The 26388-nt window shown below is 37.2% G+C and carries 25 protein-coding genes; 13 read left to right on the top strand and 12 right to left on the bottom strand.

All coding sequences use genetic code 11. The features are described from left to right. Positions 1–75 precede the first annotated feature (75 nt). Together mgtE and ACE38V_RS11090 are read left to right on the top strand one after the other, a co-directional pair. Positions 76–1434: a magnesium transporter gene (gene mgtE / locus ACE38V_RS11095; RefSeq protein ID WP_375841320.1), complete on the top strand. Its 1359-nt coding sequence runs from the start codon at positions 76–78 to the stop codon at positions 1432–1434. A gap of 176 nt (positions 1435–1610) precedes the next feature. After that, complete coding sequence (locus ACE38V_RS11090; protein WP_375841350.1) at positions 1611–2792, top strand: FtsW/RodA/SpoVE family cell cycle protein; 1182 nt, start codon at positions 1611–1613, stop codon at positions 2790–2792. A 162-nt stretch (positions 2793–2954) separates the two neighbouring features. Here ACE38V_RS11090 and ACE38V_RS11085 read toward each other — a convergent pair whose 3' ends face one another. Beyond that, positions 2955–3821 carry a sulfite exporter TauE/SafE family protein gene (locus ACE38V_RS11085; RefSeq protein ID WP_375841319.1) on the bottom strand — a complete coding sequence of 289 codons (867 nt, stop codon included), beginning with the start codon at positions 3819–3821 and terminating at the stop codon, positions 2955–2957. Positions 3822–4032: 211 nt separating this feature from the next. Between ACE38V_RS11085 and ACE38V_RS11080 the strand changes: the two genes are divergently transcribed. Then, positions 4033–5226 carry an alanyl-tRNA editing protein gene (locus ACE38V_RS11080; RefSeq protein ID WP_375841318.1) on the top strand — a complete coding sequence of 398 codons (1194 nt, stop codon included), beginning with the start codon at positions 4033–4035 and terminating at the stop codon, positions 5224–5226. Between the two features lie 292 nt (positions 5227–5518). Here the strand turns inward: ACE38V_RS11080 and ACE38V_RS11075 are convergent, their stop codons facing one another. Beyond that, a complete protein-coding gene (locus tag ACE38V_RS11075) occupies positions 5519–6154 on the bottom strand; it encodes an FMN-dependent NADH-azoreductase (protein ID WP_375841317.1) in 636 nt (211 codons plus the stop codon). 72 nt (positions 6155–6226) lie between these two features. Further along, a complete protein-coding gene (locus tag ACE38V_RS11070) occupies positions 6227–6373 on the bottom strand; it encodes a hypothetical protein (RefSeq protein ID WP_375841316.1) in 147 nt (48 codons plus the stop codon). Positions 6374–6730: 357 nt separating this feature from the next. Between ACE38V_RS11070 and ACE38V_RS11065 the strand changes: the two genes are divergently transcribed. The 8 genes from ACE38V_RS11065 to ACE38V_RS11030 all read left to right on the top strand — a co-directional run bounded on the left by ACE38V_RS11065 (position 6731) and on the right by ACE38V_RS11030 (position 14045). Further along, positions 6731–7165 carry a Dps family protein gene (locus ACE38V_RS11065; RefSeq protein ID WP_375841315.1) on the top strand — a complete coding sequence of 145 codons (435 nt, stop codon included), beginning with the start codon at positions 6731–6733 and terminating at the stop codon, positions 7163–7165. 241 nt (positions 7166–7406) lie between these two features. Next, a complete protein-coding gene (locus ACE38V_RS11060; RefSeq protein ID WP_375841314.1) occupies positions 7407–8690 on the top strand; it encodes a cation:dicarboxylate symporter family transporter in 1284 nt (427 codons plus the stop codon). Between the two features lie 107 nt (positions 8691–8797). Then, the gene (locus ACE38V_RS11055) at positions 8798–9013 is read left to right on the top strand and encodes a methionine aminopeptidase (RefSeq protein WP_375841313.1); all 216 of its coding nucleotides are present in this window, start codon (positions 8798–8800) and stop codon (positions 9011–9013) included. A gap of 448 nt (positions 9014–9461) precedes the next feature. Next, complete coding sequence (locus ACE38V_RS11050; RefSeq protein ID WP_375841312.1) at positions 9462–10025, top strand: FAD-dependent oxidoreductase; 564 nt, start codon at positions 9462–9464, stop codon at positions 10023–10025. 497 nt (positions 10026–10522) lie between these two features. After that, entirely contained in the window at positions 10523–11713 is a 1191-nt protein-coding gene (nagA, locus tag ACE38V_RS11045; RefSeq protein ID WP_375841311.1) for an N-acetylglucosamine-6-phosphate deacetylase, read from the top strand. Next, positions 11710–12441 (top strand): glucosamine-6-phosphate deaminase, encoded by a 732-nt coding sequence (nagB, locus tag ACE38V_RS11040; protein WP_375841310.1) that lies wholly within the window; start codon positions 11710–11712, stop codon positions 12439–12441. The genes nagA and nagB overlap by 4 nt, the downstream gene beginning before the upstream one ends. 63 nt (positions 12442–12504) lie before the next feature. After that, positions 12505–13227: a GntR family transcriptional regulator gene (locus ACE38V_RS11035; protein ID WP_375841309.1), complete on the top strand. Its 723-nt coding sequence runs from the start codon at positions 12505–12507 to the stop codon at positions 13225–13227. Between the two features lie 77 nt (positions 13228–13304). After that, positions 13305–14045, top strand: coding sequence for an SIS domain-containing protein (locus ACE38V_RS11030; RefSeq protein WP_375841308.1), 741 nt, complete (start codon positions 13305–13307; stop codon positions 14043–14045). A gap of 43 nt (positions 14046–14088) precedes the next feature. Here the strand turns inward: ACE38V_RS11030 and ACE38V_RS11025 are convergent, their stop codons facing one another. Next, complete coding sequence (locus ACE38V_RS11025) at positions 14089–14982, bottom strand: cation diffusion facilitator family transporter (protein WP_375841307.1); 894 nt, start codon at positions 14980–14982, stop codon at positions 14089–14091. A 325-nt stretch (positions 14983–15307) separates the two neighbouring features. Between ACE38V_RS11025 and ACE38V_RS11020 the strand changes: the two genes are divergently transcribed. Together ACE38V_RS11020 and ACE38V_RS11015 are read left to right on the top strand one after the other, a co-directional pair. Next, entirely contained in the window at positions 15308–15880 is a 573-nt protein-coding gene (locus ACE38V_RS11020) for a TetR/AcrR family transcriptional regulator (RefSeq protein ID WP_375841306.1), read from the top strand. Positions 15881–15952: 72 nt separating this feature from the next. After that, positions 15953–18250 (top strand): YhgE/Pip family protein, encoded by a 2298-nt coding sequence (locus ACE38V_RS11015; RefSeq protein WP_375841305.1) that lies wholly within the window; start codon positions 15953–15955, stop codon positions 18248–18250. An 83-nt stretch (positions 18251–18333) separates the two neighbouring features. Here ACE38V_RS11015 and ACE38V_RS11010 read toward each other — a convergent pair whose 3' ends face one another. From ACE38V_RS11010 to ACE38V_RS10975, 8 genes are all read right to left on the bottom strand, one after another. After that, positions 18334–18642 carry an ArsR/SmtB family transcription factor gene (locus tag ACE38V_RS11010; protein WP_375841304.1) on the bottom strand — a complete coding sequence of 103 codons (309 nt, stop codon included), beginning with the start codon at positions 18640–18642 and terminating at the stop codon, positions 18334–18336. 72 nt (positions 18643–18714) lie between these two features. Beyond that, entirely contained in the window at positions 18715–19752 is a 1038-nt protein-coding gene (locus ACE38V_RS11005; protein WP_375841303.1) for a DUF418 domain-containing protein, read from the bottom strand. 142 nt (positions 19753–19894) lie between these two features. Further along, a complete protein-coding gene (gene katA, locus ACE38V_RS11000; RefSeq protein WP_375841302.1) occupies positions 19895–21355 on the bottom strand; it encodes a catalase KatA in 1461 nt (486 codons plus the stop codon). A 711-nt stretch (positions 21356–22066) separates the two neighbouring features. Continuing rightward, positions 22067–22717 (bottom strand): amino acid ABC transporter permease, encoded by a 651-nt coding sequence (locus tag ACE38V_RS10995; protein ID WP_375841301.1) that lies wholly within the window; start codon positions 22715–22717, stop codon positions 22067–22069. Positions 22718–22731: 14 nt separating this feature from the next. Then, the gene (locus ACE38V_RS10990) at positions 22732–23370 is read right to left on the bottom strand and encodes an amino acid ABC transporter permease (RefSeq protein WP_375841300.1); all 639 of its coding nucleotides are present in this window, start codon (positions 23368–23370) and stop codon (positions 22732–22734) included. Positions 23371–23433: 63 nt separating this feature from the next. Continuing rightward, entirely contained in the window at positions 23434–24243 is an 810-nt protein-coding gene (locus ACE38V_RS10985) for a transporter substrate-binding domain-containing protein (RefSeq protein WP_375841299.1), read from the bottom strand. Between the two features lie 19 nt (positions 24244–24262). Continuing rightward, positions 24263–24991: an amino acid ABC transporter ATP-binding protein gene (locus ACE38V_RS10980; protein ID WP_375841298.1), complete on the bottom strand. Its 729-nt coding sequence runs from the start codon at positions 24989–24991 to the stop codon at positions 24263–24265. A gap of 304 nt (positions 24992–25295) precedes the next feature. Then, complete coding sequence (locus ACE38V_RS10975) at positions 25296–26366, bottom strand: sulfate/molybdate ABC transporter ATP-binding protein (protein ID WP_375841297.1); 1071 nt, start codon at positions 26364–26366, stop codon at positions 25296–25298. Positions 26367–26388 lie beyond the last annotated feature (22 nt).

The raw sequence follows: 26388 nt of genomic DNA, 5'->3' as shown, positions 1-26388 counted from the left end.
ACCTGCATGGATTCACCCTTCATTGACAAACAATAAATGATGATGAACATTTTCCGGTGGAAGGAGCGTGAATGTATGATCAACAAAATGACGGAAGATCAAATCACACTTCACATTATTAAAGCTTTAAAAGAGAATAAGAAAAAGGATTTTGAAGCAATCCTCGACGAGCTACATCCATATGACATTGCCCAAATTTATAATGACCTGCCGGAAAAGCATAAAACGCGTTTTTTACTTTTCATGAATATTGACACTCTTGCAGACTTTATCCAAGAGCTAAATAGCGATGGACAAATTGAAGTCTTGAACAAGCTAGGCATTGAAAAGTCCGGAAAAGTTCTTGATGAAATGGATAACGATGACTTAGCCTCACTTCTAGAAGACCTCTCCCCTGAAAAAATTGCTTCCCTATTATCTGGGATGAAAAAAGAAGAATCCCAAATCGTTCAGAATCTAATGAACTACCCGCCAGAAACTGCAGGGAGAATTATGACCAACCGATTTGTTTGGATTCGTGATTATTACACGGTTCGTGAAGCAGTAGATAAATTAAAATCCTTTGCAGAATATGCAGAAACCCTTAATTATTTATATGTTGTTGACCAAAATCTTAAACTCGTTGGGGTTGTTTCTTATCGTGATTTATTACTCTCTGAACCTCAAGAAATCATTCGAAATGTTATGTTTGAGCGTGTTATCTCAGTGTCGGTTCTAATTGACCAAGAAGAAGTTGCTCGCGTGATTCGCCGCTATGACTTTTTAGCGATTCCCGCTGTGAATGAAGAAAATGAACTAGTTGGGATCATCACCGTTGATGATATTATCGATATCGTGATTTATGAAGCAAATGAAGATATTGAAAAGCTCTCTGCTTCAGGTAAAGCTATTGACTTCGATACCAAATCATTCATTGCCGCTTACAGACGTCTCCCTTGGTTAATCCTTCTTCTTTTCATTGGAATTGTCTCTGGCAGTATCATTAGCGGCTATGAAGGCATGCTGAAAAAGGTTGTCGCATTAGCCTACTTTATGCCCATGATTTCAGGGATGAGTGGGAATACAGGGACTCAATCATTAGCAGTCATTGTAAGAGGACTTGTTTCTCAAGACATTGATAAAAAAATTATCTTGAAGGTCATATTGCGTGAATTCGGTGTCGGTTTGATCATTGGTGTCATATGTGGCGTTTTAATTTCATTAATCGCTTATATTTGGCAAGGAAATGCGATTCTTGGATTAGTTGTTGGAAGTTCACTCTTCCTCACCCTCATTATCGGAACATTAGCAGGAACCATCATTCCGCTTGTCCTTTATAAATTAAATATTGACCCGGCTGTCGCATCCGGTCCACTCATTACAACCTTGAATGATATCTTCTCATTAGTTACCTATTTTGGAATTGCCACCATGTTTTTAAATCATTTAATGTAAAAGTAGCCCATCCCTTAAAGAATCTCTTTTGGGATGGGCTTTTTTGAAACTATCTTCTTCATATTATCGTCAAATAATACGGGAGGCCTAATCATTTTTGAAAGAGTTATTGTTTCAAAATATTGACTCTGTTAGGATAAAATTAGAAATAATACTAAATTTAGGTGCTCACTATGATAAAAAAAACAATGAAAAAGATTGATAAATTTGATTGGACATTGTGTTTATTGTTGTTAATGTTCTTTTTAATTAGCTGTATCGCCATTTATAGTGGACAACAATCTGATGGACTTCACGATAACTATTTATTAAAACAAATCAGATGGTATGGGGTCGGCATTTTTATAATCGCTATTGTCACGTATTTTGATAGTGATCAATTTAAACGTCTCTCCTGGTATTTATATGGTTTAGGCATTCTTTTACTGCTTATCCTTGTCCTATCTCCTGTCTCAGACTTTACTCCTATGATTAAAGGAGCTAAACTATGGTTCATCATTCCAGGGTTCGGTTCCATTCAGCCTTCAGAATTTGTAAAGATTTTTCTGATATTAGTTCTAAGCAAAATTATTTCTTCCCATCACGAAAATCATCCCATGAAAACATTAAAAACAGACTTTCAGCTTTTACTTAAACTTTGTCTAACTACCCTACCTCCACTGGGCTTAATCATCAAGGATGATTTAGGAACTGCTCTTGTGATTATCGCTATAATTACTGGGCTTATTTTCGTCTCAGGAATTTCATGGAAGTTAATCACGCCTATTTATGGAGGAGGTGCAGCCTTTGGAGCCATTATTCTCTATTTAGTCATTAAGGCTCCCCAAATTCTTGAAAAATATTTACATATAGAACAATATCAATTTAACAGGATATATTCTTGGCTAAATCCAAATCTTGATCCTAAAGGGGAAAGCTTCCAGCTTTATAATTCCATTCTTGGAATTGGCTCAGGGCAATTAATGGGAAAAGGCTTAGGAAATAGACAAATCTATCTTCCCGAAAGCCATACTGACTTTGTTTTTAGCGTTATTGGAGAAGAATACGGATTTATTGGTGGAAGTATTGTCATCGGATTATTCTTCATCCTTATCTACCATCTAATCAAAACAGCTTTAGAAACCGATGAACCATTCAATACCTATATCTGCACAGGGGTCATCAGTATGATCGCCTTTCATGTATTTCAAAATATCGGAATGACCATTCAAGTACTCCCCATTACGGGGATTCCTCTACCTTTTATCAGCTATGGTGGAAGTTCCCTAATGGGAAATATGTTTGCGATGGGCTTAATCTTCAGCATCCATTATCATCATAAGGAGTATATGTTCTCCTCGGGAACAAGTATTCATTAATGTAGGACTGCACACAGAAGGATTCAAATTGCAGCGCCCTCTTTCGTGAAGAACTGGAAACAATGCAAAATGCCATTATTCTCTTTTTAAACAAACAAAGGCACATGGAATTCCGTGTGCCTTTTCGACAAATACAAAGAAAAATCGGGTGGTGCCTGGCACCTAAACCATCCTTTCGCTTTTCTTCTGGTGAATTTTGAAAAAGGAAAACGCGAAAAAGAAGAAGACAAATACGGATAATAAGCCTAAACCAATTTCACTTAACTTGAGTAACTTGAGGATGACACTAAAAAAAGTTGCGATATAAAGCATACTGAGCAACAGGCTTATTTCATAATTATGGAAATAGGCTGTAAGCTTTGCACCAAACTGCGAACCTACAAGTCCCCCAGCAATTAAAAGAAGGCCAATCCGATAATCAAATGATACCGTCAGAGCATAAGAAATGAATCCCACGCTCACAATGGAAAGAACGGCAAACAAACTTGTCCCAACGGCCTTTTTAGGCTCATAGCCCAATACAGACATCGAAAGTGGAACCATGATAAAGCCGCCGCCCACGCCTAGAACAGTAGATACAAAACCTCCCGCTAACCCTATGATAATAATTTTCACTAAAGCTGGTTTCTTTAATGTTTGTTTTTCTCGAACAGAGGCTTTCTTTCCTCTTAACAACAAGGAAATGGCAAAATAGCCTAATAAAGCGGCATAAAAAACAGGAATGACCACATCATCCCAGCCTATACGTTCAATATACAAAACAAGGGGATGAGCAAACTGGGTGGCCACTACACCACTGAATCCTGATATAATGCCTTCTTTCCACATAATATTTTTCAAGCGAAAATGCGCGAAAATACCTGAAACAGACGTGCCAATTGTAAAGAGCAGACTAGTTGTAACGGCCACTACAGGGGCAAACCCTGACAATAACAAAATGGGGGTCAAAATAAAACCGCCGCCAACTCCAAAAAAACCGCCAAGCACACTAATAATTCCACCTAAGAAAAAAAATAAAATAATAGTCAAAGGAATAACCCTCTTTTCATGTTGTTCTCAATTTTTTGTAATAAGGAAATTCACTATGTATCATAAATCTCATCTATCTTATAACACTCCATGAGAAGTTGACCAAATTCATGATAAAACTTTATTTTCATGGTACCATTAAATTAATTGCTTGTTTATAGGAGTATCGCTCAAAAATGGAGTAAACATTAAAAAAAGGAGTCCAATTATCATGAACAAATTATATTATCAAGATCCGTACATAAAATCCTTCTCAGCAAAGCTTTTATTGCAGAAAGTAGATGAATTCGGAAAGCCTTATGTGATTTTGGACAAAACGGCCTTTTATCCAACTGGTGGCGGACAGCCCCATGATACAGGGACAATCAATGATGTAAAAGTAATAAATGTCGAGGAAATCGATGGAGAAATCCGTCATTATGTCGAACAGCCCCTCTCAGATGAAGTTTCAGAAATTACTGGCATCATCAACTGGGAAAGACGCTTTGATCATATGCAGCAGCATGCAGGGCAGCATATCCTTTCAGCGGCTTTTGAAGAACTATTTGATATTAATACAGTAAGCTTCCATTTGGGAACGGATATTGTAACCATAGATTTAGATATAGAGGAATTAAATTTTAAAACGGCTGCAAAGGTAGAACAACGGGCGAATCAAATCATTTTGGAAAATCGGCCAATCGAAACGAAATGGGTTCGAGAGGCGGAATTATCACAATACCCCATGCGCAAGAAACCAAGTGTTACGGACAATATTCGACTCGTTATCATCCCAGATTTTGATTACAACGGCTGTGGGGGAACACATCCATCAACAACAGGTCAAATTAGAGGAATCAAATTATTAGAATGGGAGCGACAACGAAAGAAAATCCGCTTAACCTTTATTTGTGGGGATCGCCTCCTCCAAGAACTGCAGCAAAAACACCAAATCCTAAAAGAATTAAGCCCTTTATTAAGCGCACCAGAAAATGAATTAGGAAATGCAGCAAAGCGGCTTTTAGATCAATGCAAAAAATTAGAAAAATCATTAGATGAAACTAAGGATGCCTTACTTTTTTATGAAGGAAAAGATTTAATCAACACAAGTTATACTCATAAGGAAACAAAAATCGTTAGCCATATCTTTAAAGATCGAACCATCAAGGAATTACAAAAGCTTGCACGAATTATTACTTCAGAGGCAAATGATACTATCACCTTCATTGTCGCGATAAATGGACCACAGTTACAGCTTGTTTGTGCGAAAGGAACAGCAGCAAAGGGGAATATGAAAAACCTTATTTCAGAAATCCTGCCATTAATAAATGGAAAGGGTGGCGGAAATGAATCATTTGCCCAAGGTGGCGGAGAAGCTCTTTTAACTGGTGAACAAACGATACAGCTTTTGCTTGAGAAATTATAAAATATTGGAAAAGCAATCGGACCTAATTCTCCGATTGCTTTTTTGATAAAGTGAAACTTCCATCAATGGGAGTTTTCGACGCACAGGACGTGAAGTGTGCAGACTTATGTGTTGACGTCGCGCTTTTAGTCTGTCATTCATCCCCCACTGATGGTTAGTCACGCAAAGCCTGATTGATTTTTCTAAGGGCTGAAGCCCAAAGAAAGATCTTATTTCACTTATCACGCTCATAACGCCACATCCTGTGGCTTCGCCTGACTAGGACCTCCTGTCCGTTAAGAGTGGGATAAAATTAGAAAGTTTGGGATAAATCCTTAGCACGTGCAATAGCATTAGCTTTGATTTCTTCTGCCTTTTCAGGATTCGCATTATGTCCCTCAACAAAAAGCCCCTCAATGGATGGGATGCCAAAGAACTGCATCATAATCCCAATATATCGATGACCCATTTCCATTTCTGCCGCAGGTCCTTCAGAATAATACCCACCACGAGCTTGTATATGGAGTGCCTTTTTATCTGTTAAAAGCCCTGCCGGCCCTTGTTCTGTATATTTAAAAGTTTTTCCCGACACGGCAACAGAATCTAAGTAGGCTTTCATCACTGGCGGAAAAGAAAAATTCCATAATGGTGTAACAAAGACATATTTATCAGCAGATATGAACTGATCACACAGTTCTCCAAGTCGGGCAACCTTAGCCTTTTCTTCTGAGGACAGTACATCAAATGCCTGTCCGGACTGAAGTTTCCCCCACCCGCTAAACACATCGGCATCAATTTCCGGGATATTTTCCTTATATAAATCAAGATGAATAACCTCATCATTAGCATTTGTTTCCTTGTACGTATCAATAAATGCTTTTCCCACTGCCATACTGTAGGAATGAGTCTCATCATGTGGATGTGCTGTAATGTATAGTACTTTTTCCATTAGATTATATTCACCTTTTCTTTAGATATATTTGTTTTACCTTACAAGATAAAGATTGCAGAGAGTCAAAGCCTATTCTTCAGTTTGAATGGCATATGGATTACATGCGATAATCTTTCGTACTTCATCTGTTATTTGAAAACCTTCATTGAGAATGTCACTGCTTGAAATATATTCAAGCAGGAGACTTCCATCATAGTGAAACAGTTTCTTCTCCATCTTATTTCACCTCCTTCCACTAATATCTGTAATTTACCCAATTCTTAATAGAAACCTCCATCTGTTCAAAACAATTTCGCAAAAGAATGTTAAGGACTTCACACATGACTATTTATTTATGAAATGCTATACTTTAGATCATTATGGAAGGGATGATAAAATTGATTGTATAATTTCATCTCATAAGAATCATGATTAGTAATAAGATCCTTTTTGTCACATCATCTATCCATTCCTAACTCTCGTTTTTAGCCTTTTTACTATAAATATATTATTATTTATAGTAATTATAATATAGTATTGATTTTAATTTAATATTTGTTATAATAATATTAACAATACGAGGAGGTAATACTTATGAACTTACAAACAGCATTAAACGTACAAGTCGCAAACTGGAACATTCTTTATACAAAATTACATCGCTTCCATTGGTATGTGAAAGGACCTTTATTCTTCTCTTTACATGCAAAATTTGAAGAACTATATGAAGAAGCTGCCACTGTCATTGACGAAACAGCTGAACGCTTACTTGCAATTGGTGGAGAGCCAATCGCAACTTTAAAAGAATTTTTAGAAACAACTACACTTACTGAAGATAATAATGAGAAAACAGCTAAAGACATGGTTACAACACTTGTTCATGACTATCAAAAAGTTAAAGAGGATTTAATCGTTCTCGCTGATTTAGCTGAAAAGGCGAATAATCATGCTATTAATGATTTGGCTGTAGGCTTAATTGGAAAAATCGAAACTCATGTTTGGATGTTAAGTGCTTATTTAGGTGAATAAGCTGAATTTCATTAACAAAATGCGTCTTACCTGTAAAGGTAAGACGCATTTTTTATTATAAAAAAATAATCAGATTCTCCCATAAATAATTATATTAGAACATTAAGTAATTTTAAATAATTCTGATAAATATGCAGGAAATTAATTAATATTGTTTAAAAATTATTTTTGTAATATTATATAAAGTATACGTTTTTTACGTAAACTACTTATTTTAATATATTTTACAGGGAGGTCATTTATGAAAAAAATCGGATTAGCATGGCAAATTTTAATAGGTCTTGTGATTGGGATTATTGTTGGGGCTATTTTTTACGGAAATCCCCATGTTAGTGAATATTTACAGCCAATTGGCGATATTTTCTTAAGATTAATTAAAATGATTGTAATTCCAATTGTTATCTCGAGTATTATTGTAGGGGTAGCAAGTGTCGGAGACGTTAAAAGTCTTGGAAAACTTGGTGGAAAAACTCTCATTTATTTTGAAGCCATCACGACGATTGCTATTATTCTTGGAATTATTGCAGCAAATGTATTAAAACCTGGTATTGGTGTGGATATGCATTCCCTTCAAAAAACCGATATCAACTCCTATGTTGGCACTGCAGAAACAGTGAAAGATCACGGATTTGCAGACACTATTGTTAACATTGTTCCAAAAAACATCTTTGAATCTATTGTTCAAGGTGATATGCTCGCCATTATTTTCTTCTCAGTTCTTTTTGGCTTGGGCGTTGCAGCAATCGGTGAAAAAGGAAAACCTGTCCTTAAGTTCTTCCAAGGTACTGCCGATGCAATGTTCTATGTAACAAATCAAGTCATGAAGTTTGCCCCGTTCGGTGTCTTTGCCCTTATCGGCATCACTGTTTCAAAATTTGGATTACAATCACTTATTCCTCTTGGAAAACTAGTTATCTCTGTCTATGGAACAATGATTTTCTTCGTTATCGTCGTACTTGGCATAGTTGCCAAAATCGTTGGAGTTAATATCTTTAAATTTATTGCTTTATTAAAAGATGAATTAATTTTGGCCTACTCAACAGCTAGCTCAGAAACCGTATTACCAAGAATCATGGAAAAAATGGAGAAATTCGGATGTCCAAAATCCATTAGCTCCTTTGTTGTCCCAACTGGCTATTCCTTTAACTTAGATGGTTCAACCCTTTACCAAGCATTAGCAGCAATGTTCATTGCCCAAATGTACGGAATCGATTTATCTATCGGACAACAATTATCACTGCTATTTGTCCTAATGATTACATCTAAAGGAATTGCTGGTGTTCCTGGAGTATCTTTCGTTGTATTACTTGCAACATTAGGATCAGTCGGTATTCCGGTTGAAGGTCTTGCCTTTATCGCTGGAATTGACCGAATTCTTGACATGGCTCGTACTGCTGTCAATGTTGTTGGAAACTCCCTTGCTACAGTCGTCGTTTCTAAGTGGGAAGGTAAATTCCAAGTTGCAGAAGAACCACTCGAACTAGAATCAGATTCTAATTTTGAAGAAATTCGTAAATTAATTTAATCATGGAGGTTAGTTCTTAATAGAGCTAGCCTCTTTTTTTCTTCAACAGGAATAAAAGCCCTGCATTTACCAAAAAATAATAGAAAAAGATTTCGAGGTGATTTGTTTTGGGTTTTTTCAATGCAGTTTCTTCATGGATGTCAGCAAAAAACGAAAAAAGGTTAGCCGATATGGAATCAAAAGGAATTTGCCCAGATTGCTATGGTAAGGGCTTTAATACTTATCCATTAAATGAATTTACCTATTCCAATATATATGATTGTCCCGGTTGCAATGGAAGTGGAAAATATTCTGATTGGTTTGAGAATAATCAATTACAGTAAACATATCTTATAAAGTGAAACTTCCATCAGTGGGGGTTTTCGACGCACAGGACATGAAGTGTGTAGACTTATGTGTTGATGTCGCGCTTTTAGTCTGTCATTCATCCCCCACTGATGGTTAGTCACGCAAAGCCTGATTGATTTTTCTAAGGGCTGAAGCCCAAAGAAAAATCTTATTTCACTTATCACGCTCATAACGCCACGTCCTGTGGCTTCGCCTGACTAGGACCTTAATCCCTCGTCGGACCTTTACGGACAGTTGATCTCCCACTTATCTTCTTCGTATTCTCAGAATCTTGAAGTGGGAGTCAAAATGTCCGTTAAGAGTGGGATAAAAAAGGGCCATGAGCTCTTTTTTTATGTTCATCTTAAGTCAAGGCACTTTCCTTGACTTTCACACTTTTTAAATTTATTTTTAAATAAGAAAAACTTTAAGGAGGTTATAAAGATGTATGATGTGATTATTGTGGGAGCCGGCCCAGCGGGTGCAAGCGCTGCCTTATTCACAGCAAAAGCTGGAAAGAAAACCTTAATCCTAGATGATGATAAGAGCATAACCAAACGAGCTTGGATTGAAAACCATTATGGGGTAAAAGAAATTACAGGACCAGATCTCGTAAATACAGGAAAAGAACAAGCTCAAAAATTTGGCACCGAAATAGTCAAAGCAAAAGTCACCAATGTAAAAGAAGCAGAAGCTGGATTCACAGTTGAAACTGATCAAGGAACTTATGAAGGAACTCATGTCATTTTGGCTACCGGACTAGTCACTGATCTTGCGAAGGAAATTGGTGTTGCAACAAAGGCTGGTACAGAACCAAGAGTCGCTACTATCGTTGATGTGGATGCTCAAGGAAAAACAAGTATCAAAGGAATCTGGGCTGCAGGGGCTATCGCTGGAGTTAGCTTACATACGATTATTACTGCAGGAGACGGAGCAAAAGTTGCCATCAATGTCATCAGTGAAATAAATGGTGAACGCTATGTCGATCATGATATTCTTAAAAAATAAAGTGAAACTTCCATCAGTGGGGGTTTTCATTCATTCCCCACTGATGGTTAGTTGAACTTATCGGACCTTTACGGACAGTTGATCTCCCACTTCAAGATTCTTCGTATTCTCAGAATCTTGAAGTGGGAGTCTTACTGTCCGTTAAGAGTGGGATAAATGTTTTTTACAATCGAACCAGTCTATCAAGGATAGGCTGGTTTTTTGGTGGTATGAAGGATAATCTTAGATGAGGTTTCTTCTTATTATTTGTCTTTATTAGCTTCTTTAAGGACGCAGTCTCTCCCCCAAGCCTTTAAAATTTCCATTGTCGCATCACGTCCTATCACACAAGGTCTTCCACTATTCCCCTGCCCCATCTTCCATCCTAAAAATCCATACATTTTTCATATATAAATTCATTTTTATCATGCTATTATCCTTTTTCATGTTATAATTGGTATAGACAACTAGATAATAGTAAAACTTAATACTAACTTGTCTGAAAGGATGAACCGATGATGAATAAAGATATTATTCTTAAAGGAATGGAAATTTATACTGATCAGAAAGTCATCGCGGATGGTTATATAAAAATCCAAAATGAAAAAATCTCGGAAGTTGGAGAGTTAAAAAATCTAAAAGCTACCAAATCTTTTGAGGTCATTGAAATTTCTTCAAGCTTTAAAGCTGTTCCCGGCTTCATTGACTTGCACATTCATGGTGTAGCTGGTGCTGATACGATGGATGCAACAACGGACGCCCTCAAAACAATGGCAACCGCACTTCCAAAAGAAGGAACAACTAGTTTTTTAGCTACAACAATCACTCAAAATAAAGATACGATTAATCATGCATTAGAAAATGCAGGAGAGTATATCACCGAACAACAAACTCCTGGAAGATCTGAGATTCTTGGCATCCATCTCGAGGGACCTTTTGTAAATCCAAAAATGGCTGGTGCACAACCTAAGGAGTATATTATCGATCCAGATATTGAATTATTAAAGAACTGGCAGTCTTTATCAAAAGACAACATCCGGCTTGTCACGATGGCACCTGAGCAGCCAGGAGCACTGGAGATGATTCATTATTTAAAAAGGAATGAGATCGTCGCTTCCATCGGACATTCAAATGCAACATATGCTGAAGTCTTAACTGCTATTGAAGCCGGAGCAACCCATATCACACATTTATTTAATCAAATGCGCGGTTTGCATCACCGCGAGCCTGGGGTTGTGGGAGCTGCCTTTTTAAGAGATGAATTAAAGGTAGAAATGATTGTTGATGGAATTCATGTTCAGCCCGAAGTCGTAAAAATTGCCTACAACCAAAAGCAAAAAGACGGATTAATTCTGATTACAGATGCTATGCGTGCAAAATGCTTAGAAAATGGAACGTATGATCTTGGAGGACAAGAAGTGACAGTAAAAGAGGGCAAAGCTGTACTTAAGGATGGCACCCTTGCAGGAAGCATTCTCAAGCTTGGCCAGGCCTTCAAAAATATCATTCAATTTGCGGGCTGTACACTGGAAGATGCGATCAAAATGGCTTCTGTAAACCCCGCTAAACAGATCAATGTATTTGATCGCAAAGGAAGTATTTCAACTGGTAAGGATGCTGACATTGTCATTCTTGATGAAAATTTAGATGTGATGATGACATTCTGTAAAGGACAACTTGCGTTTGAAAATGGAGGAGATCAAAAATGAAAATCATTACTGTAAAAGATTATAACGAAATGAGTCAAAAAGTAGCAGAATACGTAATTGAAAAGGTCAATCAAAACCCCAATATAACACTTGGACTTGCAACAGGCGGCACCCCGCTTGGAATGTATAAATATCTTATTGAGGACCATCAAAAGAATAAGACATCCTATCAAAATGCCCAATCCTTTAACCTTGATGAATATGTAGGACTTTCTCAGGACGATCCAAATAGTTATAACTATTATATGTACAATGAATTTTTCAATCATATTGATATCACAAAGAGCAATGTTCATATTCCTAACGGCAATGCACCAGATGTCCAAAAGGAATGCATTGATTATGAAGCCTTAATTGAGAAAAATGGAGGCATTGATTTACAAATTCTTGGCATAGGAAATAACGGACATATCGGTTTCAATGAACCCGGTACTTCTTTCCAAGCCAAAACTCATGTTATCGACTTAACCCCTTCCACTAAAGAAGCAAATGCCAGATATTTTCATTCAATTGAAGATGTCCCAGCCCAAGCGATTACCATGGGAATTGCCACCATCATGAAGAGCAAGGAAATCTTACTTTTAATTTCTGGAGAAAGCAAACAAGCGGCTTTATCCAATTTATTGCATGGAGAAATCGATGAAAGTTCTCCAGCATCTGTTCTAAGGAACCATCCTTGTGTTACGATATTTGCAGACGAGGATGCATTAAGGGATACCGGCAAGTAAGCTTGCTGTCCCCTTAATAGGACCTAAATTTTTGGTTTTTAAAGAAAGGGGCTCATAATCGGAATGATAGATAAAAATTCCCCTATCCCCATTTATTATCAATTAGAGGAGCTTATTAAAGGATTAATTGAAAAAGGGGAACTAAAGCCTGGCGATTCTCTTCCTTCCGAAAGGGAATATGCGGAAAAATATCAAATTAGTCGCATGACTGTCAGACAAGCCTTTTCCAAGCTTGTAAATGATGGCTATTTGTATCGGCTGCAAGGAAAAGGAACCTTTATTTCTGATCGAAAAATTGAACAGCCGCTACAAGGACTTACTAGCTTTACTGAAGATATGCAAAAAAGAGGAATGAAACCAGGAAGTCAATTGTTAGACTTCAAGATTATTGCTGCCTCGCTGCAAATTGCGAGTCAACTAAATATCCAAGAGAATGAACCAGTTTATGAGATCAAACGGATTCGACTTGCCGATGATGTCCCGATGGCATTTGAATCGACTTATATCTCTGCAAATTTAATCAAAGGATTAACAATAGACATTGTCCATAAATCCTTATATTCCTACATCGAAGAACAATTACATTTAAGAATTGATCATGCAACCCAAATCATTGAATCCTCGATTGCCAATCAATTGGAGGCACAATATTTGAACATTAAGAACGGAGCCCCGATTTTACTAATTCAAAGAAATACCTTTCTTCAGGATGGAACGCCAGTGGAGTTAGTAAAATCTTCTTATCGGGCTGACCGTTATAAATTTATGATTCATATGAAACGGTAGAATGGGAACCAAGCGGACGAAGAAATCAATCGTGCCGCCTGAAGATTTACTTAAATGACCGTTAAAGGGTGAAAAGCGTGTTTAATCAATATATCAATAAAGTAAATCAATTAATGCATGTAGTCGAAAAAGAAGAACAAAGCAACATCAAAGCAGCTGCCGAAAAAATGGCAGACTGTATTCAAAAGAATGGAATCATCCATGTATTCGGCTGTGGTCATTCGCATATGCTCGGTGAAGAATTATTCTATCGTGCTGGCGGTCTTGTTCCGGTTAACCCTATTCTGATAGAAGATCTTATGCTGCATAAAGGCGCTATTCGTTCATCAGCATTAGAGCAAACCAATGATTATGCAAATGAGTTTATGAAAGAGGTTCACATTCAATCTGGAGATATTTTGATTGTCACCTCTACATCTGGAAGAAATCCAGTTCCCATTGATGTCGCTTTAATTGCGAAGAAAAAAGGAGCCTTTGTGATTGCGATCACTTCACCAAGATATGCCGAAAATCAAAGCTCACGACATAAAGATGGGATATTTTTATTTCAAGCTGCCGATTTAATGATTGATAACCATATTGAAGTCGGAGATATTCTTTTTACAGATGAAGACCATCATCTTTCATATGGATCCGGATCCACTATCGTTGGCATGACCATTGTAAATGGAATCATTTCAGAATCCATATCGGTCATGCTTGAAAATCAGTTTCGTCCTCCTGTTTTTAAAAGTAGTAATGCAGATGGAGCAGGAGACCACAATCAACGACTCATCGAAATGTATAAAGACCGAATCCCTTTACTAGTAAAGGGATAAAATAGCAAGGGAAGCATGTCAATTTGCATGCTTCCCCTTATTTTTAGTTCTCTTCAAAATATGGATTTAAATGAATTAATACCTCTTCAATATTGTCATAATGACTCATCAATAATTGCTTGATTTTTCTCGATAAGTCATGACCTTCTTTAATGGTTTTACTGTGATCAATGGAAATCCTGAGATCGACCAATACATAATGGCCATGCTCTCTAGCTCTAATGCGGTCAATTCTCTTTACTTCCTGAAATTCATCAATTAATGAAATATATTCATGAATGGTCTTGGAGTCAATATTCCGTTCCAATAAAATATCAAATGCCTCAGTGAGCATTTCCTTAGCTATTTTAAAAATCAAATAAGCCACAAAAATACTTGCAATTTTATCACTATATAAGAGCAACTGTATATCAAAGCGATTTCCAATAACAGATAAAAGAACCCCTACCCCTGCTGCAATAGATGCCACAATATCAGCCTTATGATCATAAGCAATAGCCTCAATAGCTTTGCTATTTTGCGAGCTGGCCACATTTAAAGAATAACGATATAATGCCTTCTTAAAGATATAGGAAATTACTGCAACCCACATCGCTAAAATACTTGGTGCTTCAATTGGATGAAAGAGCCCCGCAACCCCTTCATAGACCACATAGAAGGAAACCAAGAAAAGGAGTATCCCGACAATTCCTGATACAATCACTTCCGCTTTCCCATGGCCATATGGATGATCTTCATCTGCAGGTTTATTGGCAATTTTAATCACAAACAACACGATAAATGAAGCAACCACATCGGCTGCCGAGTGAATCCCGTCCGCAAATACTGCATCACTATGTCCAACCAAACCCACTACTATTTTTCCAACAGTTAAAATGATATTACACCATAAACTAATCCATGCAACCTTTTTCGCGATTGACTCTCTTGCATTCATATCATCACACCTTCAAAAAACGAAATCTTTAACATCTTATCAAAGTGGTAGTTAGTGGGTCTAGAGAAAAATTATTGCTCTAATCAATAATCTTGAGTGAAGATAAACAATTTTGAGTATAGTAAACAAAAATAGAATTACACTCATATTTTTTTATCACTTTTACATTGTTATCTATTCGCACCCCTTCTATGATAAGGTTCCCATTTTTCCTATTTAAAAAAATTATTCAAATGAATTGCTATTTCATTTTTATCGTGGTATAGTACTCATTGTACTAAATGACCAAAATCATCAATTAGTCATTTTTTAAGAGGTGATGTTCATGGCGATTAACCGAAAACAACAAATTATTAATGCCGCTAACAAATCTTTTTCCCTTTTTGGATACAAAGCGACCACCATGGATCAAGTGGCAAAAATTGCGAATGTCGGAAAAGGAACGATTTATAATTTCTTTAAGAATAAAGAGGATTTATTCGATGAAATTATCTCTTCGCTGATTATTGAAATGAAAAAAGCGGCGGAGGAATCATTTGATGAATCGTGCACATTCTACGAAAATGTCCATCGGGCAATTTATCGTATTTTAGAGTTCCGCAAGCAACACCAGTTGACCATTAAGCTCTTCCAGGAAGAAAAAGAAATTGGAACAAAGGAAGTATTAGAAGTCATACAACGAGTAGAGCATGCCATTATATCCTTTATTAAGAATATCGTGCAAAAAGCAATTGATAACGGAGAAATCAAAGAATGTAATCCAGAATTAACTGCTTTTATCATGTTGAAGATGTATGTCTCACTCATCTTTGACTGGGAAAAACACCATGAACCTCTTGAAAAAGATGAAATTGCCAAGCTATTTCAATTATATTTATTTGAGGGATTATCTGGCTAAGATGATCCTTTCATTTTTACCATAATTGACTAGATGAACAAAATGGTCATTTTATTTTAGGAGGAGAAATTTATGGGACGTTCCTTAATTGGTGCAGAATTGAAGGATATTATCACTAATCGGAAAGTGTTAATTCCCATTATTGCCGTTCTTATCGTACCTGTTTTATACGCAGGAATGTTCATGTGGGCATTTTGGGATCCTTATGCACATCTAGAAAGTTTACCAGTTGCTGTGGTAAACAATGACACTGGCGCTAATTTCGAAGGTGAAAACCTCGATATTGGGAAAGAACTCGTGAAAGAGATTAAGAAAAGCGATGAATTTAAATTCACCATCGTAAATAAGAAAGAGGCATATAATGATTTAGAGAAGCAAAAATACTATATGGTTGTGGAAATTCCGAAAAACTTCTCTGAGAATGCCACTACATTACTTGATGACCATCCAAAGAAGCTAGAGTTGAAATATATTCCAAATGAAGGATACAACTTCTTATCCGGTCAAATCGGGAATACCGCAATGCTTAATATTCAAGCTTCCCTGCAAGAGAAAGTAACAAAAACCTATACTGAAACCATTTTTGAAAAAATCAAAGAAATGTCAGATGGATTTACCCAGGCAAGTGACGGTGCTGGACAGTTAAAAAATGGTGCTATCAAGCTTTCTGATGGTGCGGAAAAAATCAAAGAAAATCTCACCACATTAGCGAATAAATCAATTGAATTTAAAGAAGGTGTTCTAACTGCGGATGATGGTTCAAAACAATTAGCAGAGGGCACGAAGGAATTAAATTCCGGGCTCAGTCAGTTAAAACAGGGGCATAATCAACTGCTCTATGGGACAAAAGCCACCTTATCTGGAACCAATCAATTAGCTTCTGGAATTGGTCAAGTTCAAGCTGGTTTAAATCAGGTTGATACTAAAATGAATGACTTAATAAAAGGAACGAACGACGCAAAGACCGGTGTAGCTCAATTTAATAGTCAATTACCAGAATTAGAAAAGAACACCGAAGCATTAGCGACTGGTTCTGCAAAGCTCGATGCAGGCATTAATCAATTTGAGCAGCAACTGACTTCTCAGTTAACTCAAGCTTCCAAACAGCAGTTGGAGCAATTAATGCCTTACTTGCAAAAAAGTATGACACCTGAACAGCTTGCTGCTTTACAAAAGCAATTAAATGACCAAAATCTTGCCATGCAAAAACAAATTGCGGCAGGCTTTGATCAATTAAAGAGTGGAAGTTCTCAAGTTGCAGCAGGAACTGCTCAATTGAACAAGGCCGTATCATCAGAGATAAGCCCGAATATTTCTAAGCTTAATGCTGGTTTGACACAAATCAGTGACGGACAAACACAATTAAAGGCCGGAATTCACAGCTTAGCTTTTGGATCCAATAACTTAAATACAGGAGTCCAGCAATTACAATCTGGCGAAAAGGAACTTGTAACAGGATCCTCCGTATTTAATGAAAAACTCGGTGAAGCACAGAAAGGATCAGAACAAGCTGTTTCTGGATCTAGTGATCTAAGCAGCGGGCTTTCTCAGCTTTCTGATGGTTCTGTTAAATTAGCGGATGGAACTGAAAAATTAGCAGATGGTTCAAAGGATTTAACAAAAGGAACGACTCAATTAAAAGATGGAACGAAGGAGCTTCATAGTAAGCTTAGTGATGCCTCAAATGAAACTAGTTCTGTTAAAGCAAATGATAAAAATTTCGATATGATGGCATCTCCTGTTAAGCTTGATTCCAATGGAATCAATAAAGTGCCTAACTACGGAACAGGATTTGCACCTTATTTCTTATCACTTGGTTTATTTGTTGGATCACTCTTAATGTCTATTGTGTTCCCACTTGTTGAACCGGCCATTCGACCTAAAAATGGGGTAAGATGGTTTAGCAGCAAACTTGCAATTCTTGCAGGAATTGGCGTCATCCAAGCTCTTATAGCTGTCATGATCATAATACTGGGATTAAAACTAGAAGTTGAAAGCTTACCATTATTTATTCTCACAGCCATTGTTACTAGCTTGGCCTTTATGACATTAATTCAAATGCTCGTATCCATATTAGGAGATCCAGGTAGATTTATCGCGATCCTTATTCTTATTTTCCAATTAACGACAAGTGCTGGAACCTTCCCACTTGAGTTAATCCCAAATGCTCTGCAACCAATTAATGCATTCTTGCCAATGACTTATACGGTAAGAGCATTTAAAGCGGCTATTTCTACAGGTGATTTTTCTTACCTATGGCACAATATCTTTATACTGCTGATGTTCGTCATAAGCTTTGCCATCATCAGCCTGTTATTCTTCAGAGGCCTTTTCAAACGAAAATTCACCAATACTGTTGAGGAAAACTAAAAAGTACGATAAAAAGCTAAACTGGTCAGATTGACTAGTTTAGCTTTTACTTTTTTCCTAATTTTTCTTTCAAAGAAAAGTGTTTATTCGCACTCTATATGTGATAACACTTGATTCAAAATAGTAATCACATGCTCATCATCGTAGGTATAATAAAAGGTATTCCCTTCCCTTCTATATTTGACAAGGCGCAAATTCCTTAAAAAGCTCAACTGGTGAGATACAGCAGATTGAGTCATTTCTAATACTTCCGTAATATGATTCACAGAACATTCTTCTTGTGAGAGTAAATATAAAATTTTTATTCTAGTTGGATCCGCTAAAGCTTTAAAAATTCGCGAAGCTTCATCCACTGTTTCTTGTGCCAAAAATAAATGATCTCTCTGCTGCATCAAGAAAATCCTCACTTTCATTTGTCAATTCCTTATCTATCATATCAGATATTCCTTTGTAAATAATAGGGATTAGCTCTTTTTAGTCCTTTTCAGCGGCGAAACCTCAAAATAAGTCAATAAACGCCAAAGCCATTCAAATGGTCCAAAACAAAAATAGCGAAACCAAAGCACACTAAATAATAACTGTACCACATAAATCAACAGACATAGATACAATGTATGAATATAAGTTATGGTACCAACTAAGTTAAATACGTGTCCAGACACTAATATTAAGGCAGTTTGCATGAGATAATTGGTTAATGACATCCTCCCATAGCTTTTGAGCGGTAGCAATACTTTCTGAAATGAAGGAAGCTGTAGAAGCAACATTAACATCCCTATATAAAAACCTGATACAACAGGACCGATCATGATCCCTATATGTAAAAATCGAGATATGGAATCCATATCAACTTCACGTGAAAAATGTCCGCCATCAAACGGTTTGGATGGCAAAAATTGTAATTGATAGATGAGACCAAGAATAGAAAGAACAAACATTAAAACTGTAAATAGAGCGATTTTTCTTGCGTTTAATGAAATACGCTCAAAAATACGATATTGTCCTGCAGTCAATCCTAATATGATAATCGGAAGCGGTAACAAAATTTTAATTGCCAGCACACTGAACAAGATAAGCAAAGCAAGACCTAACAAGAGATTGATTTCTTTCTTCCATTTATAAAAGGGTAAAACAATTAACCCGCAAACAGCATAAACCGTCAACGCCTCTCCAGGGTGAAAGAACGTATGGATAATCCCCAAAATAAACATCCAGCTAACTCTTCGGAGAAATAAAAGCGTTCCATTTTTTCCTTTCGCATTTGCCCTTGAAGTAAATAGATAAAAGCCAACCCCAAATAGAAAAGCAAAGATCGGATAAAATCGACCCTCGATAAAAAAATAAAGAAATCTTTGATAAACCGAATCAATAGAATGACTGACAGGCACTCGTACTTCCAATAAAAAAATAATGTTCATCAAAATAATTCCTAATAGAGCAAATCCCCTTAAATAATCCATAATATCGATACGTTTATTGATTTCATACGGCTCCAAGTCCATCCACTACCTCTACATTTTTCCTGCTTATCAATCAGGTGGTTAACTCCATTATATACAAGTAGGTATCCGAATGAACGGATACCTACTTAATTGAGAATATAATATTTAAATGATAATGAATTTCTAAGTGATTTTCATAAGTTTATCTTACTTCCTGTGGAACAGACAACCCTAATCCTTCCGCTACTCTTTGTCCGTATTCCGGATCAGCTTTATAGAAATGGCCGATTTGACGGAGTTTAATTTCTTCCTTTGTCACTGGCTTCATCGCCCCTACAATCGTTTCAATCAATCTTGCTCGTTCTTCCTCACTCATAAGGCGGTATAAATCGCCGGCTTGAGTGTAATGATCATCACTATCATAAGGGACATTTTCAGCAACACCAGATACAACAAATGGTGTGGTCTTATCTTGAGCTGATTCTTTTGGTCCATCAAAACTATTTGGTTCGTAATAGACAGAGCCACCACCATTGCCATCAAACCGCATTTGCCCATCACGCTGATAATTTTGGTAACCGGCCTTAGGGCGGTTAATTGGAAGGTGGTTATGGTTTACCCCTACCCGATAACGATGAGCATCCGCATAGGCAAATAAGCGCCCCTGTAGCATTTTATCCGGTGAAGGCTCAATTCCGGGTACCATTGTTCCTGGAGAGAAGGTTGCTTGCTCTACTTCAGCGAAATAGTTTTCTGGATTCTTATTGAGAACCATGCGACCTACCTCAATTAAGGGATAGTCCTTATGAGACCAGATCTTTGTCACATCAAATGGGTCAAAACGGTATTTTTCAGCATCTTCTAATGACATAATTTGCACATGTAACGTCCATGATGGGAAATCACCATTCTCAATCGCATTAAATAAATCTTCTGTATGGAAGTCAGGATTTTCCCCTGCAAGCTTCGCAGCTACGTCATTCGCCATATTCTTCACACCTTGGTCCGTTTTGAAGTGATACTTCACCCAGACAGCTTCTCCATCTTCGTTGACCCATTTATAAGTATGGCTTCCATATCCGTTCATATGACGGAAGGTCGCGGGAATTCCACGATCCCCCATTAAATAAGTCACTTGGTGTAATGATTCAGGTGATAATGACCAGAAATCCCATACTGCTGTAGGACTTTTCAAATGAGTTTGTGGATCTCTTTTTTGGGTATGAATAAAATCAGGAAATTTAATGGCATCACGAATAAAGAATATTGGTGTATTGTTGCCAACAAGGTCATAGTTGCCTTCTTCTGTGTAGAATTTCACAGCAAATCCGCGTGGGTCACGAACTGTATCAGCAGAACCGAGTTCACCAGCAACAGTAGAAAAACGGATAAACATTGGAGTTCGTTTACCTACTCCGTTAAAAATCTTTGCTTTTGTGTATTTAGACATATCATTTGTCACTTCAAAATAACCATGTGCTCCTGCCCCCTTTGCATGAACGACGCGCTCCGGAACACGTTCTCTATTAAAATGGGCTAGTTTCTCAAGCAAATGAACATCCTGTAATAACGTTGGTCCACTTGAACCAGCCGTCATGGAGTTTTGATTATCGCCAACAGGTGCTCCCCAACTAGTAGTCAGTTTATTTTTACTTGTACTCATTTAAGACATCACCTCATATATTTTATATAGACCCCTTCATCTATGTTCAATGATAACATTTCACATTAAAAAATCAATATTATTTTATAATTATTTTAAAAAAATAATAATTATTATAAATGATATATTTGCTCCATTTTCAATTTTATTAGGTTTTTCCGTATTGAGTGTCGCTTTTAAAATCGAGTCCTGAAAACACCTCATTTTCCGTATAAAAGCGGAGGTTCTCATCGCATTCGTTTCTGTGAGGTCTCACCTTTCACGCATTCCACAGAAGTCTTCGTAATCAAGGCGCTAAGTCATTACCTTCAAATTTTTTTGTCGATAAAGTGAAACTACCATCAGTGGGGGTTTTCAACGCACAGGACGTGAAGTGTGCAGACTTATGTGTTGACGTCGCGCTTTTAGTCTGCCATTCATCCCCCACTGATGGTTAGTCACGCAAAGCCTGATTGATTTTTCTAAGGGCTGAAGCCCAAAGAAAAATCTTATTTCACTTATCACGCTCATAACGCCACGTCCTGTGGCTTCGCCTGACTAGGACCTTAATCCCTCGTCGGACCTTTACGGACAGTTGATCTCCCACTTATCTTCTTCGTATTCTCAGAATCTTGAAGTGGGAGTCAAAATGTCCGTTAAGAGTGGGATAAACAACTAGCTTTGAGAAAAACCATAAAAAAAAGACCCATCTCAAATTTGAGACAGGCCTTCCTAAGCTCGCTTTACTTCTAATCTTCTTGCAATAATTGATAAAGTATAGTTCACAATAAAATACATGATCGCGATAATCAAAATAACAGGAATGACAAAGCTTTGTTTCTGCGCATATAGCACCTGGGCATTATGCATCAATTCTGGTAACGCAATGATTGTAGCTAAAGAGGTATCCTTTAGTAAAGAGATAAACTGACTGACAATGGGTGGCACCATCCTTTTTAATGCTTGTGGCAGAACAATATTCCATAATGTCTGAACATAAGTAAGACCTGAAGAACGCGCAGCTTCAATTTGCCCCTTATCAATAGATTTAAGACCACTACGAATGATTTCAGAAAGCATCGCCGATTCAAAAACGGTTAACGCTGCAATTGCTGCAATCGATACCTCCAGCTTGACTCCAATTTCCGGTAAGGCAAAATATGCAAAGAAGATGATTAATAGTAAAGGCAGATTCCTTGTTATTTCTACCATAATAGCAAGAACCTTAGAAATTACGGGAATCTCCGCATAACGAAGTGTACCTACAATACCGCCAATTAGAAAACTCAGGATAATGGAAAAGAACGCTACCTTTAGCGTGACCCAAAAGCCTTCGAGTAAAAATGATAAATGATCGGGAGTATAAGCACTAATGAAATCCATCGTGACAACCTCCTTTAATTGCTCTTAGCAAGGCGTCTTTCCAAAAATCCTACGCCTAGGCTCAATGGGATGGTTAAGCTTAAATAAAATAAAGCAACAAAAATATAAACATCAAATGTTACATATGTACGTGCTGAAATTAAATCTGCTTGATACATCAAATCAAGACCAGCCACTATTCCGAGAATAGAGGAGTTTTTCACTAGATTAATAAATTGATTGCCTAATGGCGGAATAACAATCTTAATCGCTTGCGGCAAGATAATAAGTCGCATCGTTTGCCCATATGTTAATCCCGAGGAACGCGCTGCTTCCATTTGACCTTTCGGCACAGCAAGTATCCCCGCGCGAATGGCTTCTGCAATAAAGGATGCCGTATATATGGTCAAACCAATGGTTCCTGCTGCCACACCGTTCATCTTTAAGCCAAAGAAGAAGAAAAAGACGATGACAATCAACGGAATGTTACGGAAAAATTCAACATACACTGTCCCAACCCAGTTCAATAGTTTAATCGGAGCAATCCGAAAAACGGCAATCAGCGTCCCAAGCAGGAAACTAGCTACCAATGCAATTAAACTTGCTACAATCGTGTATTTATAACCATCCAAATAAATATCTATATTTTCCGTCAGAATCGAGAAATCGAGCATCTAAGCCCCCTCCTCCTAATAAATCAGGATGAGCAAACCCGCTCATCCTGACAAATAGAGTTATTATTGCTTAATCCATTTATCATGGATTTCATCATATTTGCCTGAATCCTTGATGTTTTTCAAAGCCTTATTAAGAGCATCAACTAAAGTTTTATTGCCCTTTTTCACGGCAATCCCATATGGTTCTTCCGTGAAGGTGCCTCCCACTAATTCATAAGAAGGATCTTCATCAGCCATACCATAAAGAATCGCATCATCCGTTGTTAATGCATCCCCTTGTTTTGTTTTTAATGCAGTAAAGGCTTCTGCATAGTTTTCAAATTCTAATACTTGTGTTTCTGGAGCTTTTTCACGAATATTGATGGTGGAAGTGGAACCTTTAACGGCTAAAACCTTTGTTCCTTTCTTTAAATCCTTAATACTTTTGATTTTGCTGCCTTTTTTCACAAGTAATGATTGACCTGCTTCAAAATAGACATCTGTAAAGTCAACTTCTTTTTTGCGTTCATCAGTTATGGTCATTGTGGCAACGACTGCATCAATATCCCCATTGTTTAAGAGTGGAATTCTTGTCTTAGAGGTAACTTCTTTAAATTCAACCTTGTTTTCATCACCAAGGATTTCCTTAGCCAATTGTCTTGCAATATCAATATCAAATCCTTCTACTTCACCTGTGCTAGGGTTCTTCAGACCGAAAAGACGTGTATCATTTTTAACCCCAATGATAATTTTTCCACGGTCTTTCATCTGTTGAAGCGCATCCTTCCCTTTTTCTCCGCTTGTTTCCTTTTCCTTTCCACCACAAGCAGCTAATAGAAAGACTGCTAGGATCGTCATCAGTGTGAACTTAAAAAGTCTTGTCTTAAACATGTAATACCCCCTATTTTTTTTAATGATTTAAAATACGGCTGAGAAATAGCTTTGCCCGATCTTCCTTCGGATTTGCATAAAATTCAGCCGGTGTTGCTACTTCTAAAATTTGACCTTGGTCCATAAAGACAATTCGGTCTGCTACTTCTTTAGCAAAGCCCATTTCATGGGTGACAACAACCATCGTCATCCCCTCTTTAGCCAATGCCTTCATAACATCTAACACCTCACCAATCATTTCTGGATCTAGCGCTGATGTTGGTTCATCAAACAACATAACTTCAGGGTTCATAGCAAGTCCTCGTGCAATCGCAACACGTTGCTGCTGACCACCGGATAATTGCGCTGGATAGGAATCCGCTTTATCACCAATCCCTACTTTTTGCAATAACCTAATAGCCGTTTCATTTGCTTCCTTAGCGGATTTTCTGAGAACTTTGATTGGAGCAATCGTAATGTTTTCAAGAACAGTTTTATGTGGATATAAGTGGAAATGCTGAAAGACCATACCAATATTTCTTCTTAATACATTAATATTCGTCTTTTTATCAGCAACAGGAAGACCGTTTACAGTTAATTCACCATCTGTAATCGTTTCTAAATGGTTGATACATCGTAGCATTGTACTTTTACCAGAACCAGATGGTCCAATAACGACAACAACTTCGCCTTTATGTATTTCTAAATTAATATTTTTAAGTACATGAAAATCACCATAGTACTTATTCACACTCTTAAATTCTATCAAAAGGTCCCCTCCCTGCATCATAAATTATTATGTAAGAATCAGGTGTGTTCATATTATTTTGTAAAATATAAACATTCTGAATTTAGTCATAATTTAATTATATCCCGACTTGTTAAAAAAAGTCAAACATGGTTATACTATACTAATAAAATAATTTCTTTCTCTCTCCCACTGAACAGACTAAGCAGCAAAAATTAGGACCAAAAATTAAATTTTGGTCCTAGACAGCATATTTACTTTTTAATGAAATATATCCTTTGACCAATTATATAAATACTTAACAATTGGCCATACTAATGGAATTTTAAATCGAAAAATCCTCAGGAATATATACCTTCAATTGTTTTGGCTTCACATAAACATTTTCTCCAATTTGAAATAGCTGGCTTTGATAGTATTCCTTCGTCAATTCAGCCTCCAGAATCTCACCTGTATCTTCACGAGTTAATTCTAGCTGAATCAACGGTCCAATAATATGAATATTCCTTATATGTGCAGGAACCGAATCCTTTATGATTTCTCGTTCAATTTGAATTTGATAAGGACGTACATAACCAATTGCTTCCTCAGAGGATACACTAGCATATTCTTTAGCATCTAACTCAAAATTCCCAATATGCATCTTTCCCTTATGTAGTCTCCCCTTAAATATATTGACATTCCCCAAAAAATCATAAACAAATGGGCTCATCGGATTTTCATATACCTCTTCCGGACTGCCGATTTGTTCAATCCTTCCCTCATTCATCACGACGATCCGATCTGCAACATCAAGCGCTTCCTCCTGATCATGGGTAACAAAAATACTGGTTATATGAAAATCATCATGTAGTCTCCTTAACCAGCGCCTGAGCTCCTTTCTGACTTTTGCATCTAGAGCTCCAAACGGTTCATCCAATAATAATACCTTCGGCTGGACGGCCAGTGCTCGCGCTAAAGCGACTCGCTGTCTTTGTCCTCCGGAAAGCTGTGACGGATAACGTTTAGCAAAGGCTGATAGCTTTACAAGCTCTAATAAATGATTGACCTTTTCCTCTATTTCCTCCTTTGTTGGACGGACTTTCCTAGGTCGGACCTTTAAACCATATGCGACATTCTCAAACACCGTCATATGTCTAAATAGCGCATAATGCTGAAAGACAAAGCCCACCTTTCGCTCTTTTGCATTTTTATAAGTGATATCTTCATCTTCAAAAAGAATAGACCCTTCATCCGCTGCTTCTAAGCCGGCAATGATTCGAAGAAGAGACGTCTTTCCAGATCCAGAGGGACCAAGCAATGCAATTAACTCCCCAGTTTGAACACTTAAGTTAATATTCGAGAGCGCTCGGAAGGAACCAAATGACTTAGAGACATGTTTTATTTTTATGCTCACTGATTGACAACCCTTTCTATTT

Origin of the sequence: Cytobacillus sp. Hz8, from assembly GCF_042263505.1 — a bacterium.
Taxonomy (GTDB): Bacteria; Bacillota; Bacilli; order Bacillales; family Cytobacillaceae; genus Bacillus_BE.
The sequence above is the reverse complement of the archived record's forward strand: the minus strand, read 5'-3'. Positions and strand labels throughout refer to the sequence as shown.